The organism is Klebsiella sp. GFKo11 (genome assembly GCF_056490265.1).
The window spans coordinates 344,932-363,303 of sequence record NZ_CM151369.1; the positions used below are offsets into that span (position 1 = coordinate 344,932).

At 52.4% G+C, this 18,372-nt stretch carries 17 protein-coding genes; 12 read left to right on the forward strand and 5 right to left on the reverse strand.

The window, feature by feature from the left end:
- The first annotated feature begins 69 nt into the window (after positions 1-69).
- The 6 genes from AC07P6_RS01560 to AC07P6_RS01585 all read left to right on the forward strand — a co-directional run bounded on the left by AC07P6_RS01560 (position 70) and on the right by AC07P6_RS01585 (position 5,943).
- Entirely contained in the window at positions 70-1,581 is a 1,512-nt protein-coding gene (locus AC07P6_RS01560; RefSeq protein WP_478315515.1) for an FGGY-family carbohydrate kinase, read from the forward strand.
- Positions 1,581-2,615, forward strand: a complete 1,035-nt coding sequence (locus AC07P6_RS01565; protein ID WP_478315516.1) for a zinc-binding dehydrogenase — start codon at positions 1,581-1,583, stop codon at positions 2,613-2,615. Before AC07P6_RS01560 ends, AC07P6_RS01565 begins: the two co-directional genes overlap by 1 nt.
- 190 nt (positions 2,616-2,805) lie before the next feature.
- Entirely contained in the window at positions 2,806-3,543 is a 738-nt protein-coding gene (locus tag AC07P6_RS01570; RefSeq protein ID WP_478315517.1) for a GntR family transcriptional regulator, read from the forward strand.
- 11 nt (positions 3,544-3,554) lie between these two features.
- Positions 3,555-4,415, forward strand: coding sequence for a class II aldolase (locus AC07P6_RS01575; protein ID WP_434661208.1), 861 nt, complete (start codon positions 3,555-3,557; stop codon positions 4,413-4,415).
- Between the two features lie 23 nt (positions 4,416-4,438).
- Positions 4,439-4,708 (forward strand): HPr family phosphocarrier protein, encoded by a 270-nt coding sequence (locus AC07P6_RS01580; protein ID WP_434661209.1) that lies wholly within the window; start codon positions 4,439-4,441, stop codon positions 4,706-4,708.
- A gap of 161 nt (positions 4,709-4,869) precedes the next feature.
- Entirely contained in the window at positions 4,870-5,943 is a 1,074-nt protein-coding gene (locus AC07P6_RS01585; protein ID WP_478315518.1) for a galactitol-1-phosphate 5-dehydrogenase, read from the forward strand.
- A 57-nt stretch (positions 5,944-6,000) separates the two neighbouring features.
- Here AC07P6_RS01585 and gorA read toward each other — a convergent pair whose 3' ends face one another.
- Complete coding sequence (gene gorA / locus AC07P6_RS01590; protein ID WP_478315519.1) at positions 6,001-7,353, reverse strand: glutathione-disulfide reductase; 1,353 nt, start codon at positions 7,351-7,353, stop codon at positions 6,001-6,003.
- A 71-nt stretch (positions 7,354-7,424) separates the two neighbouring features.
- The gene (locus AC07P6_RS01595; RefSeq protein ID WP_110274832.1) at positions 7,425-8,267 is read right to left on the reverse strand and encodes a 23S rRNA (adenine(2030)-N(6))-methyltransferase RlmJ; all 843 of its coding nucleotides are present in this window, start codon (positions 8,265-8,267) and stop codon (positions 7,425-7,427) included.
- 193 nt (positions 8,268-8,460) lie between these two features.
- Between AC07P6_RS01595 and AC07P6_RS01600 the strand changes: the two genes are divergently transcribed.
- Positions 8,461-9,735, forward strand: coding sequence for an acid phosphatase (locus AC07P6_RS01600; protein ID WP_182235216.1), 1,275 nt, complete (start codon positions 8,461-8,463; stop codon positions 9,733-9,735).
- A 62-nt stretch (positions 9,736-9,797) separates the two neighbouring features.
- Here AC07P6_RS01600 and AC07P6_RS01605 read toward each other — a convergent pair whose 3' ends face one another.
- Positions 9,798-10,067 (reverse strand): YdgH/BhsA/McbA-like domain containing protein, encoded by a 270-nt coding sequence (locus AC07P6_RS01605; RefSeq protein WP_478315520.1) that lies wholly within the window; start codon positions 10,065-10,067, stop codon positions 9,798-9,800.
- Between the two features lie 111 nt (positions 10,068-10,178).
- Positions 10,179-10,961 (reverse strand): pimeloyl-ACP methyl ester esterase BioH, encoded by a 783-nt coding sequence (gene bioH, locus AC07P6_RS01610; RefSeq protein ID WP_478315521.1) that lies wholly within the window; start codon positions 10,959-10,961, stop codon positions 10,179-10,181.
- A 37-nt stretch (positions 10,962-10,998) separates the two neighbouring features.
- Between bioH and gntX the strand changes: the two genes are divergently transcribed.
- The 5 genes from gntX to rsmJ all read left to right on the forward strand — a co-directional run bounded on the left by gntX (position 10,999) and on the right by rsmJ (position 16,973).
- Positions 10,999-11,673, forward strand: coding sequence for a DNA utilization protein GntX (gene gntX / locus AC07P6_RS01615; protein WP_434661214.1), 675 nt, complete (start codon positions 10,999-11,001; stop codon positions 11,671-11,673).
- 58 nt (positions 11,674-11,731) lie between these two features.
- Positions 11,732-12,307 (forward strand): Fe-S biogenesis protein NfuA, encoded by a 576-nt coding sequence (gene nfuA, locus AC07P6_RS01620; protein ID WP_110274837.1) that lies wholly within the window; start codon positions 11,732-11,734, stop codon positions 12,305-12,307.
- 331 nt (positions 12,308-12,638) lie between these two features.
- Entirely contained in the window at positions 12,639-13,955 is a 1,317-nt protein-coding gene (gene gntT / locus AC07P6_RS01625) for a gluconate transporter (protein ID WP_110274838.1), read from the forward strand.
- 209 nt (positions 13,956-14,164) lie between these two features.
- A complete protein-coding gene (prlC, locus tag AC07P6_RS01630) occupies positions 14,165-16,207 on the forward strand; it encodes an oligopeptidase A (protein ID WP_182235213.1) in 2,043 nt (680 codons plus the stop codon).
- Between the two features lie 7 nt (positions 16,208-16,214).
- Complete coding sequence (rsmJ, locus tag AC07P6_RS01635) at positions 16,215-16,973, forward strand: 16S rRNA (guanine(1516)-N(2))-methyltransferase RsmJ (RefSeq protein ID WP_478315522.1); 759 nt, start codon at positions 16,215-16,217, stop codon at positions 16,971-16,973.
- Positions 16,974-17,247: 274 nt separating this feature from the next.
- On the opposite strand, the gene AC07P6_RS01640 is transcribed toward rsmJ, so the two are convergent.
- Positions 17,248-18,366: an ROK family transcriptional regulator gene (locus AC07P6_RS01640; RefSeq protein WP_182235211.1), complete on the reverse strand. Its 1,119-nt coding sequence runs from the start codon at positions 18,364-18,366 to the stop codon at positions 17,248-17,250.
- Between the last annotated feature and the right edge of the window lie 6 nt (positions 18,367-18,372).

An 18,372-nucleotide genomic window follows, 5' to 3' on the forward strand; every position in this document is an offset into this window, starting at 1 on the left:
TCTGAAGCAGAGCTATTCTGCTTCAGAATAAAAACAAACGATGACCCTTGCAAATATAAGGGGAGAGTGATGTATACGATCGGAATCGATATTGGTACGACGAATTGTAAGGTGTGTTTGTTTCAGGTTCCATCTCTTTATTTAGTGAATCAATATAGTTTCAGGACACCTAAGATTATTGATGGCGATAATACGGATTTTGATGTTCGCCTGATATGGAATGGCGTTGTTCACGGCCTTAAAACGATAACTAAAAATTTGCATGCTGGACAAAATGTAAGTGCTGTTGCGGTAGCCAGCGTCGGCGAAGCAGGAGTGCTTCTCGATGAAAATGACAATATTATTGGCCCTTCTTTAATCTGGTATGATACTCGACCAAAACAGCAGCTTGAAAATATTATATCTGCGCTGGATATAGAAAATATTTATGAGATAACGGGGATTCCGGCGCATTCAAATTACAGCATCAATAAGATAAAATGGCTTCAAGATAATATTAAAAATGCCAAAGATGGTCGCAAATGGCTTTGTCTTGCTGAGTATATTGCATTTATGTTGTCAGGAGAGAAACGTTCTGAATACTCTTTAGCCTCACGGACAATGGCGCTGAATATCGCGCAGATGTCATGGGATGTGAAGATGCTGGAGATTGCTGAGCTCACCCCATCACTCTTTAGTCCTTTGGTGTATGCGGGAGCGTCCATTGGTAACGTCACGGCTGAGGTTTCTGCCCTTACGGGGCTATCAACAGATACACAGGTCGCTATTGCCGGGCACGATCATATGTGTGGTTCCGTAGCGGTAGGGTTGAATGACGAAAATCAGATCCTGAATTCTACGGGGACTACGGAAGGTTTACTGGTGGTTACCGAAGCCGTCAACAATAGTGAGCGTTTCTTCCGTGCCCGGGTTTCAAATGGAGTTCATGTGTTGCCGGGACTGCATTCTCTGTATGCCTCATTGCCTTCTGCAGGATATGCCATTGAATGGTTCAGAAATTTGTTTGAGCTTGATATGCCCGCTTTCCTGAGAATGGTTGATACGCTCAGCAATGAGAAGGATTTAGTTGCTGCCGGGAAGATGGATGGCATTTTTATTCCCCATCTTCGCGGAAGCGGGCCGCCTGATCGCAATACCTGGTCTCGAGCGCTGATCTATGGCCTGGACGATAAGTCGCGGCCTGAAGATGTTCTGCGCTTTGTTTTCCAGGGATTGTGCTTTGAACTTAAGAATTTGCTCGATTTGTATGAAACCCTGACTGGGCGTCATTATCCGGTCGTTAATGTTATCGGTGCTGCTTGCAAAAACCCGTACTGGCTGCAGCTTAAAGCCAACATTCTGAATCGTGAAATTGTCGCCTGCAATGTTGATGAAGCTGTAAGTAAAGGAGCTGCGATGTTAGCGGCTAAAGCCGTTGGCATCGATATTGATAGCCGTTCCGTTACCGCAGCGGAGCAGTTGACGCGTTATCTGCCAGAGAGTGATGCGGTAGCGCATTATCAGCAAATTTTTTCTCAGGTGTATAAACCGCTTTATGAATCCAAGATGCGTACTGAGCATCTTTGTTATGGAGTTAACTAATGAAAGCCAGCGTTTATTACAGCAAAAATGATATTCGTTATGAAGATATCGATGTGCCAGAAATCGGTGATGGCGATATGCTCATAAAAATGCACTCTTGCGGCCTGTGCGGGACCGATATTCATAAGGCACAGCATCAGACTGTCACTGGCCCGATTATCCTCGGTCATGAAGTATCAGGTGAAGTTGTGAAGGTGGGGAAAGAGGTCACCCGCTACCGCGTTGGCGAGCGAGTTGTCACAGCAATACACGTTCCCTGCTTTAACTGTCACTACTGTGACAGAGGGTTTTTTACGCTGTGCGATCAGTTCAAAAAAACCAACCTTGAACCCGGTGGCTTTAGCGAATTTATCCGTATTCCGCGCCTGCATGTTGAGCATCTAACGCATCGAATTATTGACAGCCTTGACTGGGATCGTGCAGCGATGATTGAACCAGTGGCTTGCTGTCTGCATGGGCTGAAATCAGCCAATATCCATGCTAAAGATACCGTTCTGGTGCTGGGGTCCGGCACAATTGGCCTGGTGAGTGCTCAGCTTGCCGCATTGAAAGGCGCATCGACCGTCATCGTATCCGATCTCTCTCGCTTCAAGCGTGAACTTGCGTTAAAGGTCGGCGTGACTCATGCGATTGACCCTGCTAATGAAAATCTTGAAATGCGGGTGGCGGAAATTACTCAGGGTAAAGGGCCTGATGTGGTGATCATTGCCGCAGGCGTCTCGTCGCTGGTTTCGCAGGCGGTGAATGTCGTTCGTCGCGGCGGCAGAGTTGTGGTGTTCTCCCCGTTTGACAAGAACCCGGTGGTGGAAATTGACGCAGGTCGTTTGTTCCGGGATGAGATATCTCTTGTGGGCACCTACTCGCTTACGCCATACGAAATGAAAGAAGCAATTGAAATTGTTGAGAAAGATAAAATTAACACTAAAGATATGATTACTCATACCTGGCCGCTTTCTCGTATTGGTGAAGCCATTGAGTTTGCAGCAAACCCTGAAAATGATGTGCTAAAAGTTATCATTAAAGCAGATAAATAATGGCATCAGGGCCCCGCAGTTTGAAGGTACTGGGGGGCTCTTTTGCAGAACATAACGATATGTTGCCAAAAGATTAGAGGGTTGGGCTGAAACTGTGAAGTTGATCATATAGTTAGATTTTTAAAAAACTCTGTATTATCGTAACTTGTTCATACTTGTATACAGATGATCTACACAGGAGAAGCACAACATGAGCAGCGTACTTAAGGATTCAGAAATTCCATTGTATATGCAGGTTTCGGAATGGATCCGTGAAAATATTTATAAAGGAGAGTTAGGTAAAGGTGACAGGATCCCTTCTGAAAACCAGATAATGGACATTCTGCATGTTAGTCGGGGAACGGTAAAAAAAGCAGTAACAATGTTGGTGAATGAAGGGTTACTGGTTCAGGTTCAGGGTAAAGGGACTTTTGTTAAAAAAGAGAATATTTCTTATGCCCTTGGAGAAGGATTACTCTCATTTGCTGAATCACTCGAAAGCCAGCATTTGTCTTTTACCACAGAGGTGATTGATTCGTACATTGAGAAGGCATCTAAAAGCGTGGCTGAGAAGCTAAGAATTGAACCTGGTGCTCCTATACTTTATCTCAAGCGTGTACGAAGTGTGGAAGGTGAAAGAGTGATGTTGATTGAAAACAGAATCAATATTGCCCTTTGCCCTGGAATCACTGAGATTGATTTTAATAAACAAAATCTGTTTCCAACGGTAGAGCAACTCTCCGGCCAAAAGATAGTGTATTCAGAGAGTCGTTACGCGGCAAAAATTGTTGGTAGTGAACGTGGCCATTATCTAGAGGTTAATGAGGATGCGCCAGTTCTACATTTAGAGCAGCTTGTATTTCTTGAAAACAAAATGCCATTTGATTTAGGAAACGTCTGGTTAAAATCAGATAAATATTATTTAGGTACTATTCTGCAACGAAGATAGAGGATAATGCTATGCCATTAGTTAACGGTAAAATCTTACTGGACCGTATCCGTGAGAAACGAGTGCTTGCCGGTGCATTTAATACGACTAACCTGGAAACGACGATCTCAATTCTTAATGCAATTGAGCGTTCGGGGTTACCCAATTTTATTCAGATTGCACCGACGAATGCGCAATTGTCAGGTTATGACTATATTTATGAAATAGTTAAACGCCATGCTGATAAGATGGATGTGCCGGTTAGCCTCCATCTTGATCATGGGAAAACCTTTGATGATGTCAAACAAGCCGTACGAGCAGGGTTTACTTCTGTGATGATTGATGGCGCAGCATTTTCCTTCGAAGAGAATATTGCATTTACCGCTGAGGCCGTGGATTTCTGCAAATCATATGGTGTACCAGTAGAGGCGGAGTTGGGTGCTATTCTGGGTAAAGAGGATGACCATGTCAGCGAAGCCGACTGCAAAACTGAACCAGAAAAAGTTCGTACATTCGTTGAGCAAACCGGCTGCGATATGCTGGCTATTTCTATCGGCAACGTGCATGGTCTTGATGATATTCCACGTATTGATATTCCATTACTACAGAAAATTGCCGAAGTTTCACCGGTACCATTAGTTATTCATGGTGGTTCAGGTATTGATGCTGAAATTCTGCGCAGCTTTGTTAACTATAATGTTGCCAAAGTCAATATAGCCAGCGATCTACGTAAGGCTTTTATCACTTCGGTGGGTAAAGCTTATGAACATAACAATAATGAAGCAAACCTGGCTCGGGTTATGGCATCGGCAAAACAGGCTGTTGAAGATGATGTGTATTCGAAGATTCTTATGATGAATAAAGGCCATCATTTTTTACGTAAAGCCTCCTGAAAATAATTATAGCTGGAAGAATCATGATTAGACAAAGCGTCAAAGTAGTGAACAGTACCGGGTTGCACGCCAGGCCTGCCGCATCTCTAGCCAAAATTGTGAAGAAATATACTTCATCACTAACTTTGGTTAATAATGGAAAAGAGATCCAGATCAAAGGAATGATGAGTATTCTTGGTGCTGGAGTGAAAGGTAACACCATGGTTGACCTTATCTGTAATGGTGAGGATGAGCATGAGTTAATGAGCGAATTAAAAACAGCATTTGCTGCTGGTTTTGGTGAAAAAGACTAGTTCTATTAAGGTAAGTCTATTTTCACTTTTTGGGTGAGAACTATTTTTCATATAATAGAGTAACAACTGCGTTGTTTACTCTTTGGTATTCTATTATCGTTTCTCACCCGAATTTTATATATTTTAATGCCGGTTCATTTTAGTTGCCAGGGAGTGATTATATGAAAACCTTAAATCTTTATTCGATACAAGATGTAAGATATGAGGAGGTGGAAAAACCATCCTTAGTCAACGATCATGATGTTTTAATCAAGGTCGCGGTGGCTGGTATCTGTGGCTCGGATATTTCTCGTTTTGGCAAGCTGGGGTCATATAATCCGGGGTTAACCTGGGGGCATGAATTCTCTGGTGTTGTAGAGCAAGTGGGAGCCGCAGTGACAGGACTGAAAAATGGCGATCGGGTTACAGCATGTAACTGCTTCCCCTGCTTTGAATGTTGCTATTGCCAGCAGGGACATTATGCACGATGTACCGACCTAAAAGTACTCGGCGGCCATAAAAACGGCGCTTTTGCGGAGTATATTCTTGTTCCTGCGCGCAATGTTCTGAAGCTACCTGATTCAATGGATTTTGCGACAGCAAGCTTTATAGAACCTTCCAGCGTAGTGGTACATGGGTTACGGCAGGTTGATATTAAAGCAGGCAGTCGGGTGGCCATAGTTGGCTGCGGAACGATCGGTCTTTTGGCTGTGCAATGGGCAAAGGTATGTGGGGCAGGGGAGGTTTATGCTTTTGATACTGATGAACAGAAACTTGATATTGCCAAACGTACGGGAGCCAGCCATATATTTTCCGTTCTCGATGAAGGATATCTTACCCGTTTTCAGACGCTGACCGAAAACCTTGGTGTGGACATTGTTATAGAGTCTTCAGGAAATGCAGGAGGTATTGCCAGCGCTTTGCTTCTTGCGGCAAAAGGTGGTTCCGTTGTCCTGTTAGGAATACCTTATGGCGATGTCAGCTTCCCGAGGCTTAACTTTGAGAAAATTGTGCGCAATGAGTTAAAGGTGCTTGGGTCGTGGAATTCAATATCAGCGCCATTTCCAGGGCAAGAATGGAAAACATCAATACAGTATCTGAGTTCCGGAGCCATTGATATTAAGCAATTAATCAGTAGGCGAGTGGCTCTTAAGGATGTTCCTGCCGTTTTTCCAGGACTATACAATCGGCAGAACTTTTTTGTGAAAGTATTGATCGATATCGGTAGTTGTACAGGAAAAGAACGAGAAAGCTGAATTCTACTGGCTGGAATTATTAAAGAAAAACCCCGTGCTAACACGGGGTTCCGAGAATTAGCGCATCGTCACAAATTCTTCCGATGCCGTCGGGTGAATCGCCACGGTATTATCGAAGTCTTTCTTAGTCGCGCCCATTTTCAGCGCCACCGCGAAGCCTTGCAGCATTTCGTCCATACCAAAACCGATGCCGTGAATGCCGACAATCTTCTCTTCCGGGCCGACGCAGACCAGCTTCATGCGGCACGGCTGGCGGTGCGAGGTCACCGCGGTGTACATGGCGGTGAAAGAGGATTTATACACCTTCACTGCGTCATCACCGTACTGCTCGCGCGCCTGCGGTTCGGTTAAGCCGACGGTGCCGATAGGCGGATGGCTGAAGACCACGGTCGGGATGTTGCTGTAGTCCAGATGCTCGTCCGGTTTGTTGTTAAACAGACGCTCTGAGAGACGACGACCGGCGGCAACCGCAACTGGGGTCAGCTCAACGGCACCGGTATTATCGCCAACGGCGTAAATACCAGAAACGTTGGTATTCTGGAATTTATCGACGACGATATAGCCTTTATCGTTGGTTTTCACACCTGTAACGGCGAGATTGAAGTTATCGTTTGCCGGTTCGCGACCAATCGCCCAAATCAGGCAGTCGACGGTCTGGCTGCGGCCATCTTCCAGCTCCAGGGTCAGGCTGCCATCGGCATTCTTGACCACCGCTTTCGGAATGGAGTTGGTGTGCAGCTGCGGGCCTTCGGCGTTCATCACTTCGACCAGCGTCTCGACGATTAGCGGATCAAAGCTGCGCAGCGGCGCGTGTTTACGCACAAACAGGTGAGTTTCCGCACCCAGGCCATTAATCACGCCCGCCAGCTCAACGGCAATATAGCCTGCGCCAACGACCGCAACACGTTTCGGCAGCGCTGGCAGTTCGAAGAAGCCATCGGAATCGATGCCGTACTCGACGCCCGGAATATTCGGATGGCTCGGACGACCGCCGGTGGCGATCAGGATATGATCGGCGGTGATGGTTTCGCCATTCACTTCCACGGTTTTCGCATCGACAAAGCGCGCGAAGCCCTTAATCACATCGACTTTGTTTTTACCCAGCACGTTATCGTAAGAGGTGTGGATACGGTCGATATAGGCGCTACGGCTGGCGATCAGTTTGTCCCAGTCGAAATTATTGATGGTGGCATCAAAGCCGTAATCCGGGCCATACAGATGGATTGCTTCGCGGATCTGCGCCGCATGCCACATGACTTTCTTCGGCACGCAGCCGACGTTTACGCAGGTGCCGCCCAGATCTTTGGCTTCAATCAGCGCGCACTTCTGTCCATACATTGCCGCACGGTTGATGGAGGCGATGCCGCCGCTGCCGCCGCCGATAGTGATGTAGTCATAATGTTTGGTCATGGCTCTGGTCCTTATTATTGAATGGCCGCGATTGTAGCGCGAGGCGTAAAAGGTTCCACCGATGGTTGCGATTACTCTGGCACGATCCAACTGACCGTTGCGTGGCCGATACCGTTCGGTACCAGCTTCTTATGCAGCCACGGCAGCACGTTGTTCATCTGCTGCTCCAGCTTCCACGGTGGGTTGATGACGATCATCCCGGAGGCGGTCATGCCGCGCTGATCGCTGTCCGGGCGTACCGCCAACTCAATTTGCAGAATTTTGCGAATGCCGGTGGCTTCTAACTCTTTGATCATGCGCTTAATCTGTGCTCGCAGCACCACCGGATACCACAGCGCGTAGGTACCGGTCGCAAAGCGCTTGTAGCCTTCATGAATACCGGTCACTACCGCCTGGTAGTCGCTTTTGATTTCGTAAGGCGGGTCGATAAGCACCAGCCCACGACGAGAAACGGGCGGCAGCTTAGACTTAAGTTGCTGGTAGCCATCGGCTTTTTCCACGCGGGCGCGATCATCTTTCTGGAACTCGGAGCGCAGCAGCGGGAAATCGCTCGGGTGCAGCTCGGTCATCTGCAGGCTGTCATGCTCGCGCAGCAGCTGACGGGCAATCAGTGGGGAGCCCGGGTAGTAGCGCAATTGACCGCTGCGGTTGAAATGCTGGACGACGGAGATATACGGCTCCAGCTCGGCGGGCAGGTCATCCTGCTGCCAGATGCGGGCGATACCTTCAAGATATTCACCAGTACGCTCGGCGTGCTCGCCGCTCAGCTGATAGCGGCCTGCACCGGCGTGAGTGTCCAGATAGAGAAACGGCTTTTCTTTCTCTTTGAGCGATTCAATGATCAGACTCTGAACGGTGTGTTTAAGGACGTCGGCGTGGTTGCCTGCGTGAAAGCTGTGGCGATAACTGAGCATGGATGCGGTGATTCCGGGAAGTAAACAAGATAACCGATAGTTTACCGCAGATCCGCCTGGATTACCGCTTCCGGCACTGTGCTGTTTCAATTCCTGCTAAAGCGTTGCAAAACATAACCGTGTCATAAAAACGTAAAACAGGGGGGCTAGCGTCGCATACCGGCAAGGTAATTGTTTGTATAAAGGGAAAATAATGAAACTGCAAATCACACTTCTGACATCGGCGCTCATTCTGGCGCTGCCGGTTATGGCGCAAGATGTCCCTTTGAATCAGGCGGCGGCGATGGCTAACGGCGTGACGCCTGCGGCTGCGAGTCCGGCATTCGATGCCCTGGAGAGCCAAAGCCTGGCGCAGCTACGTAATGCGCTGAAGGGCGATGCATCAACCCTCACACGTGACCAGCTGGAGCACGCCAAACAGACTAAAACTCAGGCGGATAAAGCGTGGCTAAAGGCCAGCGATTATGACTTTCAGGCTAAAGCCAACCAGCAGGCCGGTATCGAGCTGCTCTCGGCGTTTAGCACGTTGCCGGAGGCGGTCATACAGCAAAACCTCGAAACCGTCACCGCGATTAACCGCGATGCTGTGCAGACCTCTCGTCATCAGGCGCTGGCAGACGCGGAAGGCATCAGCTATCTCTATTTCCTTAGCGATGCGATGGGACCGCGTCTGGGGAAAGCGTTTCTGACCGCCTACGATAAAGGCGAACTCGGTAAGGCAGCTGCGCTGATTAAAGCTTCCGAAGTGAGTACCGGAGCGGCAAAAAAGCATTTTAATAACCCGCGCCCGTTCCTGATTCAGGGGAATACGATTCATCTGGTACCGGACGATGTGGTGGTGAAGGATAACAAACCGTATACCGCAGACGGTGGCTCATTCCCGAGCGGACACACCAATACCGGCTATACCGATGCGCTGCTGATGGCGGAGATGATCCCCGAGCGCTTTGATGCGCTGGTAACCCGCGGCGCTCGCTATGGTTACTCGCGCATCGTGCTGGGCGTGCATTATCCGCTGGACGTGATGGGCTCGCGGATGGTGGCGCAGCGCAACGTCGCTCACTATCTGAATGATGCGAAGTATCGCGCGTTGTTCAATGAAGCTCGCGACCAACTGCGTACGGCGCTGGAGAAAGAGTGCGGTACGACGCTAGCGGAATGCGCGAAGGTGCCTGCGAAGGACGATCCCTATCGCGACCCGGCAATGCGTGATTTTTATCGCTTCACCATGACCTACAGCCTGCCGCAGCAGAAGGGTGAAAAACAGAGTCTGACGGTGCCGGAAGGGGCGGAAGTGCTGCTGGAAGCGGCATTGCCGAACCTGTCTGCTGCGCAGCGTCGGACGCTGATGGTCAAAACGGCTCTGCCCGCAGGATACCCGCTGTCGGGTGAGACCGGTGACCAGCAGTTCTGGCAGCGGTTGAACCTGCCTGCTGCGTATCAGATGGCGACCAAAGTTCATCAATAATCACGGGAAACCGCTCGCACCGTCGCGATACCGAAAGCGGGTCCTGAGACCCGCTTACTGGCTTACTTGTAGACGTCCGCGTTCGCGTGAACCGTTTTCTCGTTCTTCTCGCCTGCAATCACCACAAAATAGGTGCCGCCCATCTCATCCGCTTTTTTCGACAGATCTTGTCTTGCATCCATCGGAGAGGTTGTTTTTGACGTCGTAATCGTACCAATTTTGGTCAGATTCAGTTTAGCCAACTCATCTTTTTGAATTTCCTTGGCAGCGAACGCGCCGAAGGACAGTGAACCAATCACCAGAGATGCAACAATTCCTGTAACAAGTTTCATAGCCTCTACTCTCCATTAGGTTGTTGTTTTTAGGTCGCGAAGGCGACATGAAATAGTCAACCGCCGCAACAACCTAAGTATTGTCGGGCCCTGCGTTTTTACCATGTCCTGCTAAAAATATTTACTGACCTGGGCTTTTAGCGCTATCAGAGGTGCGCAAAATTCCTGTGGATGAGAGATAAACGGCGCGTGGGCGGCTTTATCGAAGATGATGGATTGGCTCTGTGGCCACAGTGCGTCGAGCACCGGCACGATTTTTCGCGGCACCAGACCATCCAGCCGACCGTATAGACGTAAAAACGGCATCGTTAGCGCCGTCAGCGGCTGGCGTAAATCGGCAGTTTTGAGGATCTCCAGCCCGCCGTTTAGCACCTCCGACGTAGGCATCGGCAGCGACAGCACCGTCTTCTTCAGCGCTCTGGCATCCTGGCGGGCGCTCTCGGTTCCCATGGTTTGCAGCGCCAGAAAGCGCTCGACGGTGCGCTGAAAATCTTCACTCAGTTGCTGTTGAAAACCGCTCAGCACCTCGGGTTTGATTCCCGGCCAGCTATCGTGGGCGCTAAAACAAGGAGAAGAGGCGATGGTGACCAGCGCCTGCACGCGGTCGGGGTGAGTTAACGCAACCTGACTTGCCACCAGCCCGCCGAGGCTCCAGCCCAGCCAGATAGCGCGCTCTGGCGCTTTGGCTAGTACCTGCTGCGCCATCTCCTGGAGCGATAGTGCAGCAAAGCCGCCGCTGCGGCCATAGCCCGGAAGGTCGACGAGGTGCAGCGTGAAATGCGAGGCCAGTTCCGGCGTGATGCAATCCCACACTTGCGCATTCAGCCCCCATCCGTGCAGCAGCACAAGATGACAATTTCCTTCGCCCGTGGTTTGCCACCAGATCTCTTTCATCGGTTACTGTTCTCTTTCCATCAATATAAGGGGAAATATGCTAACAGCACACAGCTTATGCTGGCTATGCCAAATGCCGCTGGCCATCGCCCGCTGGGGGATCTGCTCGCGATGCGCTGCATCGTTGATGGCGTCTGAGCCGCTCTGTCCTCAGTGTGGGCTACCTGCTCAGGCAGGCCTGCTGCCGTGCGGGCGCTGCCTGCAAAAACCACCGGCGTGGCAGCGGCTGGTTGCGGTGAATGATTATCGGCCGCCGCTGAGCGGGATGATTCACCAGCTGAAATTCAACAAACGACCAGAGCTGGCTCCGGCGCTGGCGCGTCTTCTGCTGTTGCGTATTCATCAGAGCAGGGGGCTTCCCAAACCCGATCGAATTATCAGCGTGCCGCTCTGGCAGCGTCGCCAGTGGAAGCGGGGTTTTAATCAGAGCGATCTGCTGTGCCGCCCGCTGGCGCGCTGGATGGGCTGTGCCTGGCGTAGCGATGCGCTCACCCGCCAGCGTCGTACCGCCACCCAGCATCAGCTCAGCGCCAGATTGCGCAAACAGAACCTGAAAAACGCCTTTCAGCTTGAATTGTCGGTGCGGGGTCACCATATCGCCATTGTGGATGATGTCGTCACAACCGGAAGCACCGTCGCCGAGATATCCCGCCTGCTTTTGCGAAACGGCGCCGCGACGGTTCAGGTATGGTGTATATGCCGTACCTTGTAGACCCCTGCTGATGGGCGTATTATAACCAAGTAAAATAGTCAACTATTAGGCCAACGCTATGATCCGTATTTCCGATGCTGCACAAGCGCACTTTGCCAAACTGCTGGTAAATCAGGAAGAAGGGACACAAATTCGCGTATTTGTGATCAATCCCGGTACCCCAAACGCTGAGTGCGGCGTTTCCTACTGCCCACCGGATGCGGTGGAAGACACCGATACTGCGCTGAAGTTTGAGCAACTGACCGCTTATGTCGATGAACTTAGCGCGCCGTACCTGGAAGACGCTGAAATCGATTTTGTTACCGACCAGCTCGGTTCTCAGCTAACGCTGAAAGCGCCAAACGCCAAGATGCGCAAGGTTTCTGATGATGCCCCGCTGATGGAGCGCGTCGAATACCTGCTGCAATCGCAGATTAACCCGCAGCTGGCCGGTCACGGCGGGCGCGTCACGCTGATGGAAATCACCGACGATGGCCTGGCGATCCTGCAATTCGGCGGCGGCTGCAATGGCTGTTCGATGGTCGATGTAACCCTGAAAGAAGGGATCGAGAAGCAGATGCTGAACGAATTCCCGGAACTGAAAGGCGTACGCGATCTAACCGAACACCAGCGCGGCGAGCACTCCTACTATTAATTCCCCCGCCCGGCAGTATTTGCGCTGTCGGGCTACTCTTCTCAGTTACCGCACAACATTCCCCGCTAAGCAACCCGGCAAAAACCCGGGAAAGAGTATGACTTAAGTCTCATATTTGAAATTTTCACTGCTTAGGTGATTCTCAAACTTACCATGTTACCCGTATCATTCGTTTCAGGCGCCACAGATTAAAAAATAGCCAGCTATCCTTTCTCTGGGTAAGGATAAAGCTAGCATTTACGGCGTCGGACATTTTTTGTTCCGGTCGGAACGGATGAAGTCAATGTTGAAACTATGACGTTACCCATAACAAATTAAGGCCAGGTAAATCATGCCATTAGTCATCGTTGCTATCGGGGTTGCCCTGTTATTGTTGCTGATGATCCGTTTCAAAATGAACGGTTTTATCGCTCTGGTTCTGGTGGCGCTTGCCGTCGGGCTCATGCAGGGTATGCCTCTGGATAAAGTTATCGTTTCCATCAAGAACGGCGTTGGGGGAACCCTCGGCAGCCTCGCGCTGATCATGGGCTTCGGCGCTATGCTCGGTAAAATGCTGGCGGACTGCGGCGGTGCGCAGCGTATCGCCACCACGCTAATTGACAAATTTGGTAAACAACACATCCAATGGGCAGTCGTGCTGACCGGTTTTACCGTCGGCTTCGCGCTGTTCTATGAAGTGGGTTTCGTGTTGATGCTGCCGCTGGTCTTTACCATCGCTGCGTCTGCCCGCATCCCGCTGCTATACGTCGGTGTACCGATGGCGGCCGCGCTCTCCGTTACCCACGGCTTCCTGCCTCCGCACCCGGGTCCGACGGCGATTGCCACCATTTTCCATGCCGATATGGGTAAAACTCTGCTGTTTGGTACCATTCTGGCGATCCCGACAGTGATTCTGGCCGGTCCGGTTTACGCACGCTTCCTGAAAGGCATCGATAAACCGATTCCTGAAGGCCTGCATAACCCGAAAACGTTCACTGAAGAAGAGATGCCGGGTTTTGGCGTCAGCGTCTGGACTTCTCTGGTGCCGGTTATTCTGATGGCGATGCGTGCGGTAGCCGAGATGGTGCTGCCGAAAGGTCATGCTTTCCTGCCGGTTGCTGAGTTCTTTGGCGACCCGGTGATGGCAACGCTGATTGCGGTGCTGATCGCGCTGTTCACCTTTGGCCTCAACCGTGGTCGTTCGATGGACCAGATTAACGAAACCCTGACCTCTTCTATCAAAATCATTGCCATGATGCTGCTGATCATCGGTGGCGGTGGCGCCTTCAAACAGGTGCTGGTCGATAGCGGGATGGACAAATACATCGCCTCTATCATGCATGAATCCAATATGTCTCCGCTGTTTATGGCCTGGTCGATTGCTGCGGTACTGCGTATTGCGCTGGGTTCGGCGACCGTTGCCGCTATTACCGCAGGCGGTATTGCCGCACCGTTGATCGCGACTACCGGCGTGAGTCCTGAACTGATGGTTATCGCCGTTGGTTCCGGTAGCGTTATCTTCTCTCACGTCAACGATCCGGGCTTCTGGCTGTTTAAAGAGTACTTCAACCTGACTATTGGCGAGACCATCAGGTCGTGGTCGGTGCTGGAAACCATTATCTCCGTGTGCGGTCTGATTGGCTGCTTGCTGTTGGGGATGGTGGTGTAAGCAGAGCGTGAGTATAAAACGGGCCGGGTAGCAGCGATGCTGACCCGGCTTTTTTATACGCAATAGCCACAACGGCCAGGCTTATCGCAGTAATACCCGGTTCTGCGCAGCGCCTGACATTGAAATTCACCCAACTATCCCCCATTCTAGATCTCATGCTAAAGCGCCGGACGCGCGCTTCATTTACCCTCTTCAACAGGACTGCGCATATGACCAATCCATTACTGACGCCTTTTTTATTGCCCCCTTTCTCTGCTATCCAACCTGAACATGTCGTCCCCGCGGTCACCAAAGCGCTGGATGATTGCCGGGCGGCGGTAGAGAGCGCGGTGGCGCAAGGGGCGCCGTACACCTGGGAAAATCTTTGCCAGCCGCTGGCGGAAGTGGACGACGTGCTGGGGCGCATTTTTTCCCCGGTCAGCCACCTGAACTCGGTTAAAAACAGCCCGGAACTGCGCGAAGCATACGAACAAACCCTGCCGCTGCTCTCCGAGTACAGCACCTGGGTTGGGCAACATGAAGGTCTGTACAAAGCGTACCGCGATCTGCGTGATGGCGATCATTACGCCACCCTGAACACCGCGCAGAAAAAAGCGGTCGATAATGCGCTGCGTGATTTTGAACTTTCTGGTATTGGCCTGGAGAAAGAGCAGCAGAAACGCTATGGCGAAATCGCCGCGCGCCTGTCCGAGCTGGGCAACCAGTACAGCAACAACGTGCTCGACGCCACTATGGGTTGGACGAAGCTGGTGACCGATGAAGCCGAACTTTCCGGTATGCCGGAAAGCGCACTGGCCGCAGCCAAAGCGCAGGCTGAAGCCAAGGAGCAGGAAGGGTATCTGCTGACTCTGGATATCCCGAGCTATCTGCCGGTAATGACTTACTGCGACAATCAAGCGCTGCGTGAAGAGCTGTATCGCGCTTACTCCACCCGCGCTTCTGACCAGGGGCCAAACGCCGGGAAGTGGGACAACAGCCCAGTGATGGCGGAAATCCTTGCCCTGCGCCACGAGCTGGCGCAGCTACTGGGCTTCGACAGCTATGCCGACAAGTCTCTGGCTACCAAAATGGCCGAGAACCCACAGCAGGTGCTCGACTTCCTGACCGACCTGGCCAAACGCGCCCGTCCCCAGGGTGAGAAAGAGCTTGCCCAGCTGCGAGCCTTCGCCAAAGCCGAATTTGGCGTTGATGAACTGCAGCCGTGGGACATCGCATACTACAGCGAAAAGCAGAAACAGCATCTGTACAGCATCAGCGACGAGCAGCTGCGTCCGTACTTCCCTGAAAACAAAGCCGTTAACGGCCTGTTCGAAGTCGTTAAACGTATTTATGGTATTACCGCCAAAGAACGTACCGATGTTGACGTCTGGCATCCGGAAGTGCGTTTCTTCGAGCTGTATGACGAAAACAATGAACTGCGCGGCAGCTTCTACCTCGATCTCTACGCTCGTGAACACAAGCGCGGCGGGGCGTGGATGGATGATTGCGTCGGCCAGATGCGCAAGCTCGATGGTTCGCTGCAAAAACCGGTTGCCTATCTGACCTGTAACTTTAACCGTCCGGTGAACGGCAAACCGGCGCTGTTCACTCATGATGAAGTGATCACCCTGTTCCACGAGTTTGGTCATGGCCTGCACCATATGCTGACCCGTATTGATACCGCCGGGGTTTCCGGCATCAGCGGGGTGCCGTGGGATGCGGTCGAACTGCCGAGCCAGTTTATGGAAAACTGGTGCTGGGAGCCGGACGCGCTGGCGTTTATCTCCGGTCACTATGAAACCGGCGAGCCGTTGCCAAAAGAACTGCTGGAGAAAATGCTGGCGGCGAAAAACTACCAGGCGGCGATGTTTATCCTGCGCCAGCTGGAGTTCGGCCTGTTCGACTTCCGCCTGCATGCGGAGTTCCAGCCAGAGCAGGGGGCTAAAATCCTCGAAACTCTGGCGGAAATTAAAAAGCAGGTTGCGCTGATTCCAGGACCGTCATGGGGCCGCTTCCCGCATGCTTTCAGCCATATTTTTGCTGGTGGCTACGCAGCAGGTTACTACAGCTACCTGTGGGCCGACGTGCTGGCGGCGGACGCCTTCTCGCGCTTCGAAGAAGAGGGGATTTTCAACCGCGAAACCGGTCAGTCGTTCCTCGACAACATCCTGACTCGCGGCGGTTCTGAAGAGCCGATGACGCTGTTCAAACGCTTCCGCGGCCGCGAGCCGCAGCTGGATGCGATGCTTGAGCATTACGGTATTAAGAGTTAATCCTGTTGTGAAAATCTGTTTAATTGATGAAACGGGCGCCGGAGACGGCGCCTTATCTGTTCTTGCCGCCCGCTGGGGGCTGGATCACGATGAAGATAACATGATGGCGCTGGTGATGACGCCAGAGCATCTGGAACTGCGCAAACGCGATGAGCCGAAGCTTGGCGGCATTTTTGTCGATTTTGTTGGTGGGGCGATGGCCCATCGACGCAAGTTCGGCGGCGGTCGCGGCGAGGCGGTAGCGAAAGCGGTTGGTATTAAGGGCGATTACCTGCCGGATGTGGTCGATGCGACGGCGGGGCTGGGGCGCGATGCTTTTGTGCTGGCTTCGGTCGGTTGTCGCGTGCGGATGCTGGAACGTAACCCGGTGGTTGCCGCGCTGCTCGACGATGGCCTGGCGCGCGGCTATGCCGATGTGGAAATTGGCCCGTGGTTGCAGGAGCGTTTGCAGCTGATTCACGCCTCCAGCCTGACGGCGCTCACTGATATTACGCCGCGTCCGCAGGTGGTCTATCTCGACCCGATGTTTCCGCATAAGCAGAAAAGTGCGCTGGTGAAGAAAGAGATGCGGGTGTTTCAGTCGCTGGTGGGGCCGGATCTGGATGCGGATGGTTTGCTGGAACCGGCACGTCAGTTGGCAACCAAACGCGTGGTGGTGAAACGCCCGGACTATGCGCCGCCGCTGGCGGATGTGGCGACGCCGAACGCGGTGGCCACCAAAGGCCACCGGTTTGATATTTACGCCGGAACGGCGATTGAGCAGTAAGGATAAATTTTACAATCCGGGGATGCTGCTGACTCAAATATCGTGCGCGTTTTCCCCGGGGGCGGCGCTTGACGCGCCTTGCCCGGGCTACGGATTCGTGCGGTCTGGTAGCCCGGATAAGGTGTCAGCCGCAATCCGGGGATGCTGCTGACTCAAATATTGTACGCGTTTTCCCGGGGGCGGCGCTTGACGCGCCTTGCCCGGGCTACGGATTCGTGCGGTTTGTAGCCCGGACAGGTGCGTAGCACCGCCTCCGGGAATGTCTTCTTTTCTGCTAGCTCTGCCCTTCGTTAATCACCTGATATAGCGGGATCATCGCCGCGCCGCGTGAAGCGCTTAGCGCCCCCATCGATGAGGCCGCTAGCATGACTTTCGGACGGTTAGGGTCGAGCTTTGTTTGCAGGCGATGATTTAGCTCCTGCACCAGCCGACTAATAATCGGTTTAGGCAGCGCACCGCCCAGCACAATCAGCTGTGGATCAACCCACTGCACGCAGCCGAAAACAGTTTGTTCTACCTGGCCGCAGCAGCGGGCAAACCAACCCTCCAGCAGCGGATGCTGACCGGCGATAAGCTCCGGTAACTGCGCTTCTTCTAGCCCCTCGTGCTCTAGCGTAGCGACCAGATCTTTATAGGACGGGCGCGGCGTACCGGACGGGAACGCCATCCCTACCTCGCCCGCATTAAAGAAGCCGCCGCGCAGCAGCTTATGCCCGGAAATCACCCCAGCGCCGATACCGTAGCCGAGGTCGATAAACGTCAGATCGCTATAGTCGTTCCATTCGCCACTGTACAGCTCGCCTACCGCCGAGGCGTTGGCGTTGTTCTCTACCCATGTCGGCCACGGCAGGTTGTCGGCAAACGCCTGCTGGAGATCGACCTCACGCCAGCTCTCCAGCCACGCCACGCTATGGCGCTTGCGTCCGTCAGCTTTCAGAAAACCCGGCACCGCGTAGCCGATCCCGAAAATTCGCGCGTGCTGAAGCTGGCGCTTTTTCAGCGTCTGCTCGACCAGCGTTTTAATTTGTGCGAGCGTTGAGGCCAACGGCTGGTTTTCCTGATGCGCCTCGGAAATTGAGAGCAACTGGCGACCGCTGAGATCGACCACCGTCATATCGATAAAACCCGGACTGAACGACAATCCGATGGCGCAGCCGCCGCCGGGATTAAGCCGCAGCGGTAGCGACGGCTGGCCCCGCTGCCCGGTATTACGCTCACCTTCGACCACCAGACCGGAAAATATCAGCTCCCGGCACTGCTGGGTAATCGCGCCCGCCGTCAGGTTTGACAAACGCGCCAGCTCCGCGCGAGTAACCGGTGCATGGCGGCGGATAAGCTCCAGCAGCAGGCGCTGCGAACCACGCAGCTCAAGGCGTTCAGAGTGGGCGTTCATGGTGTC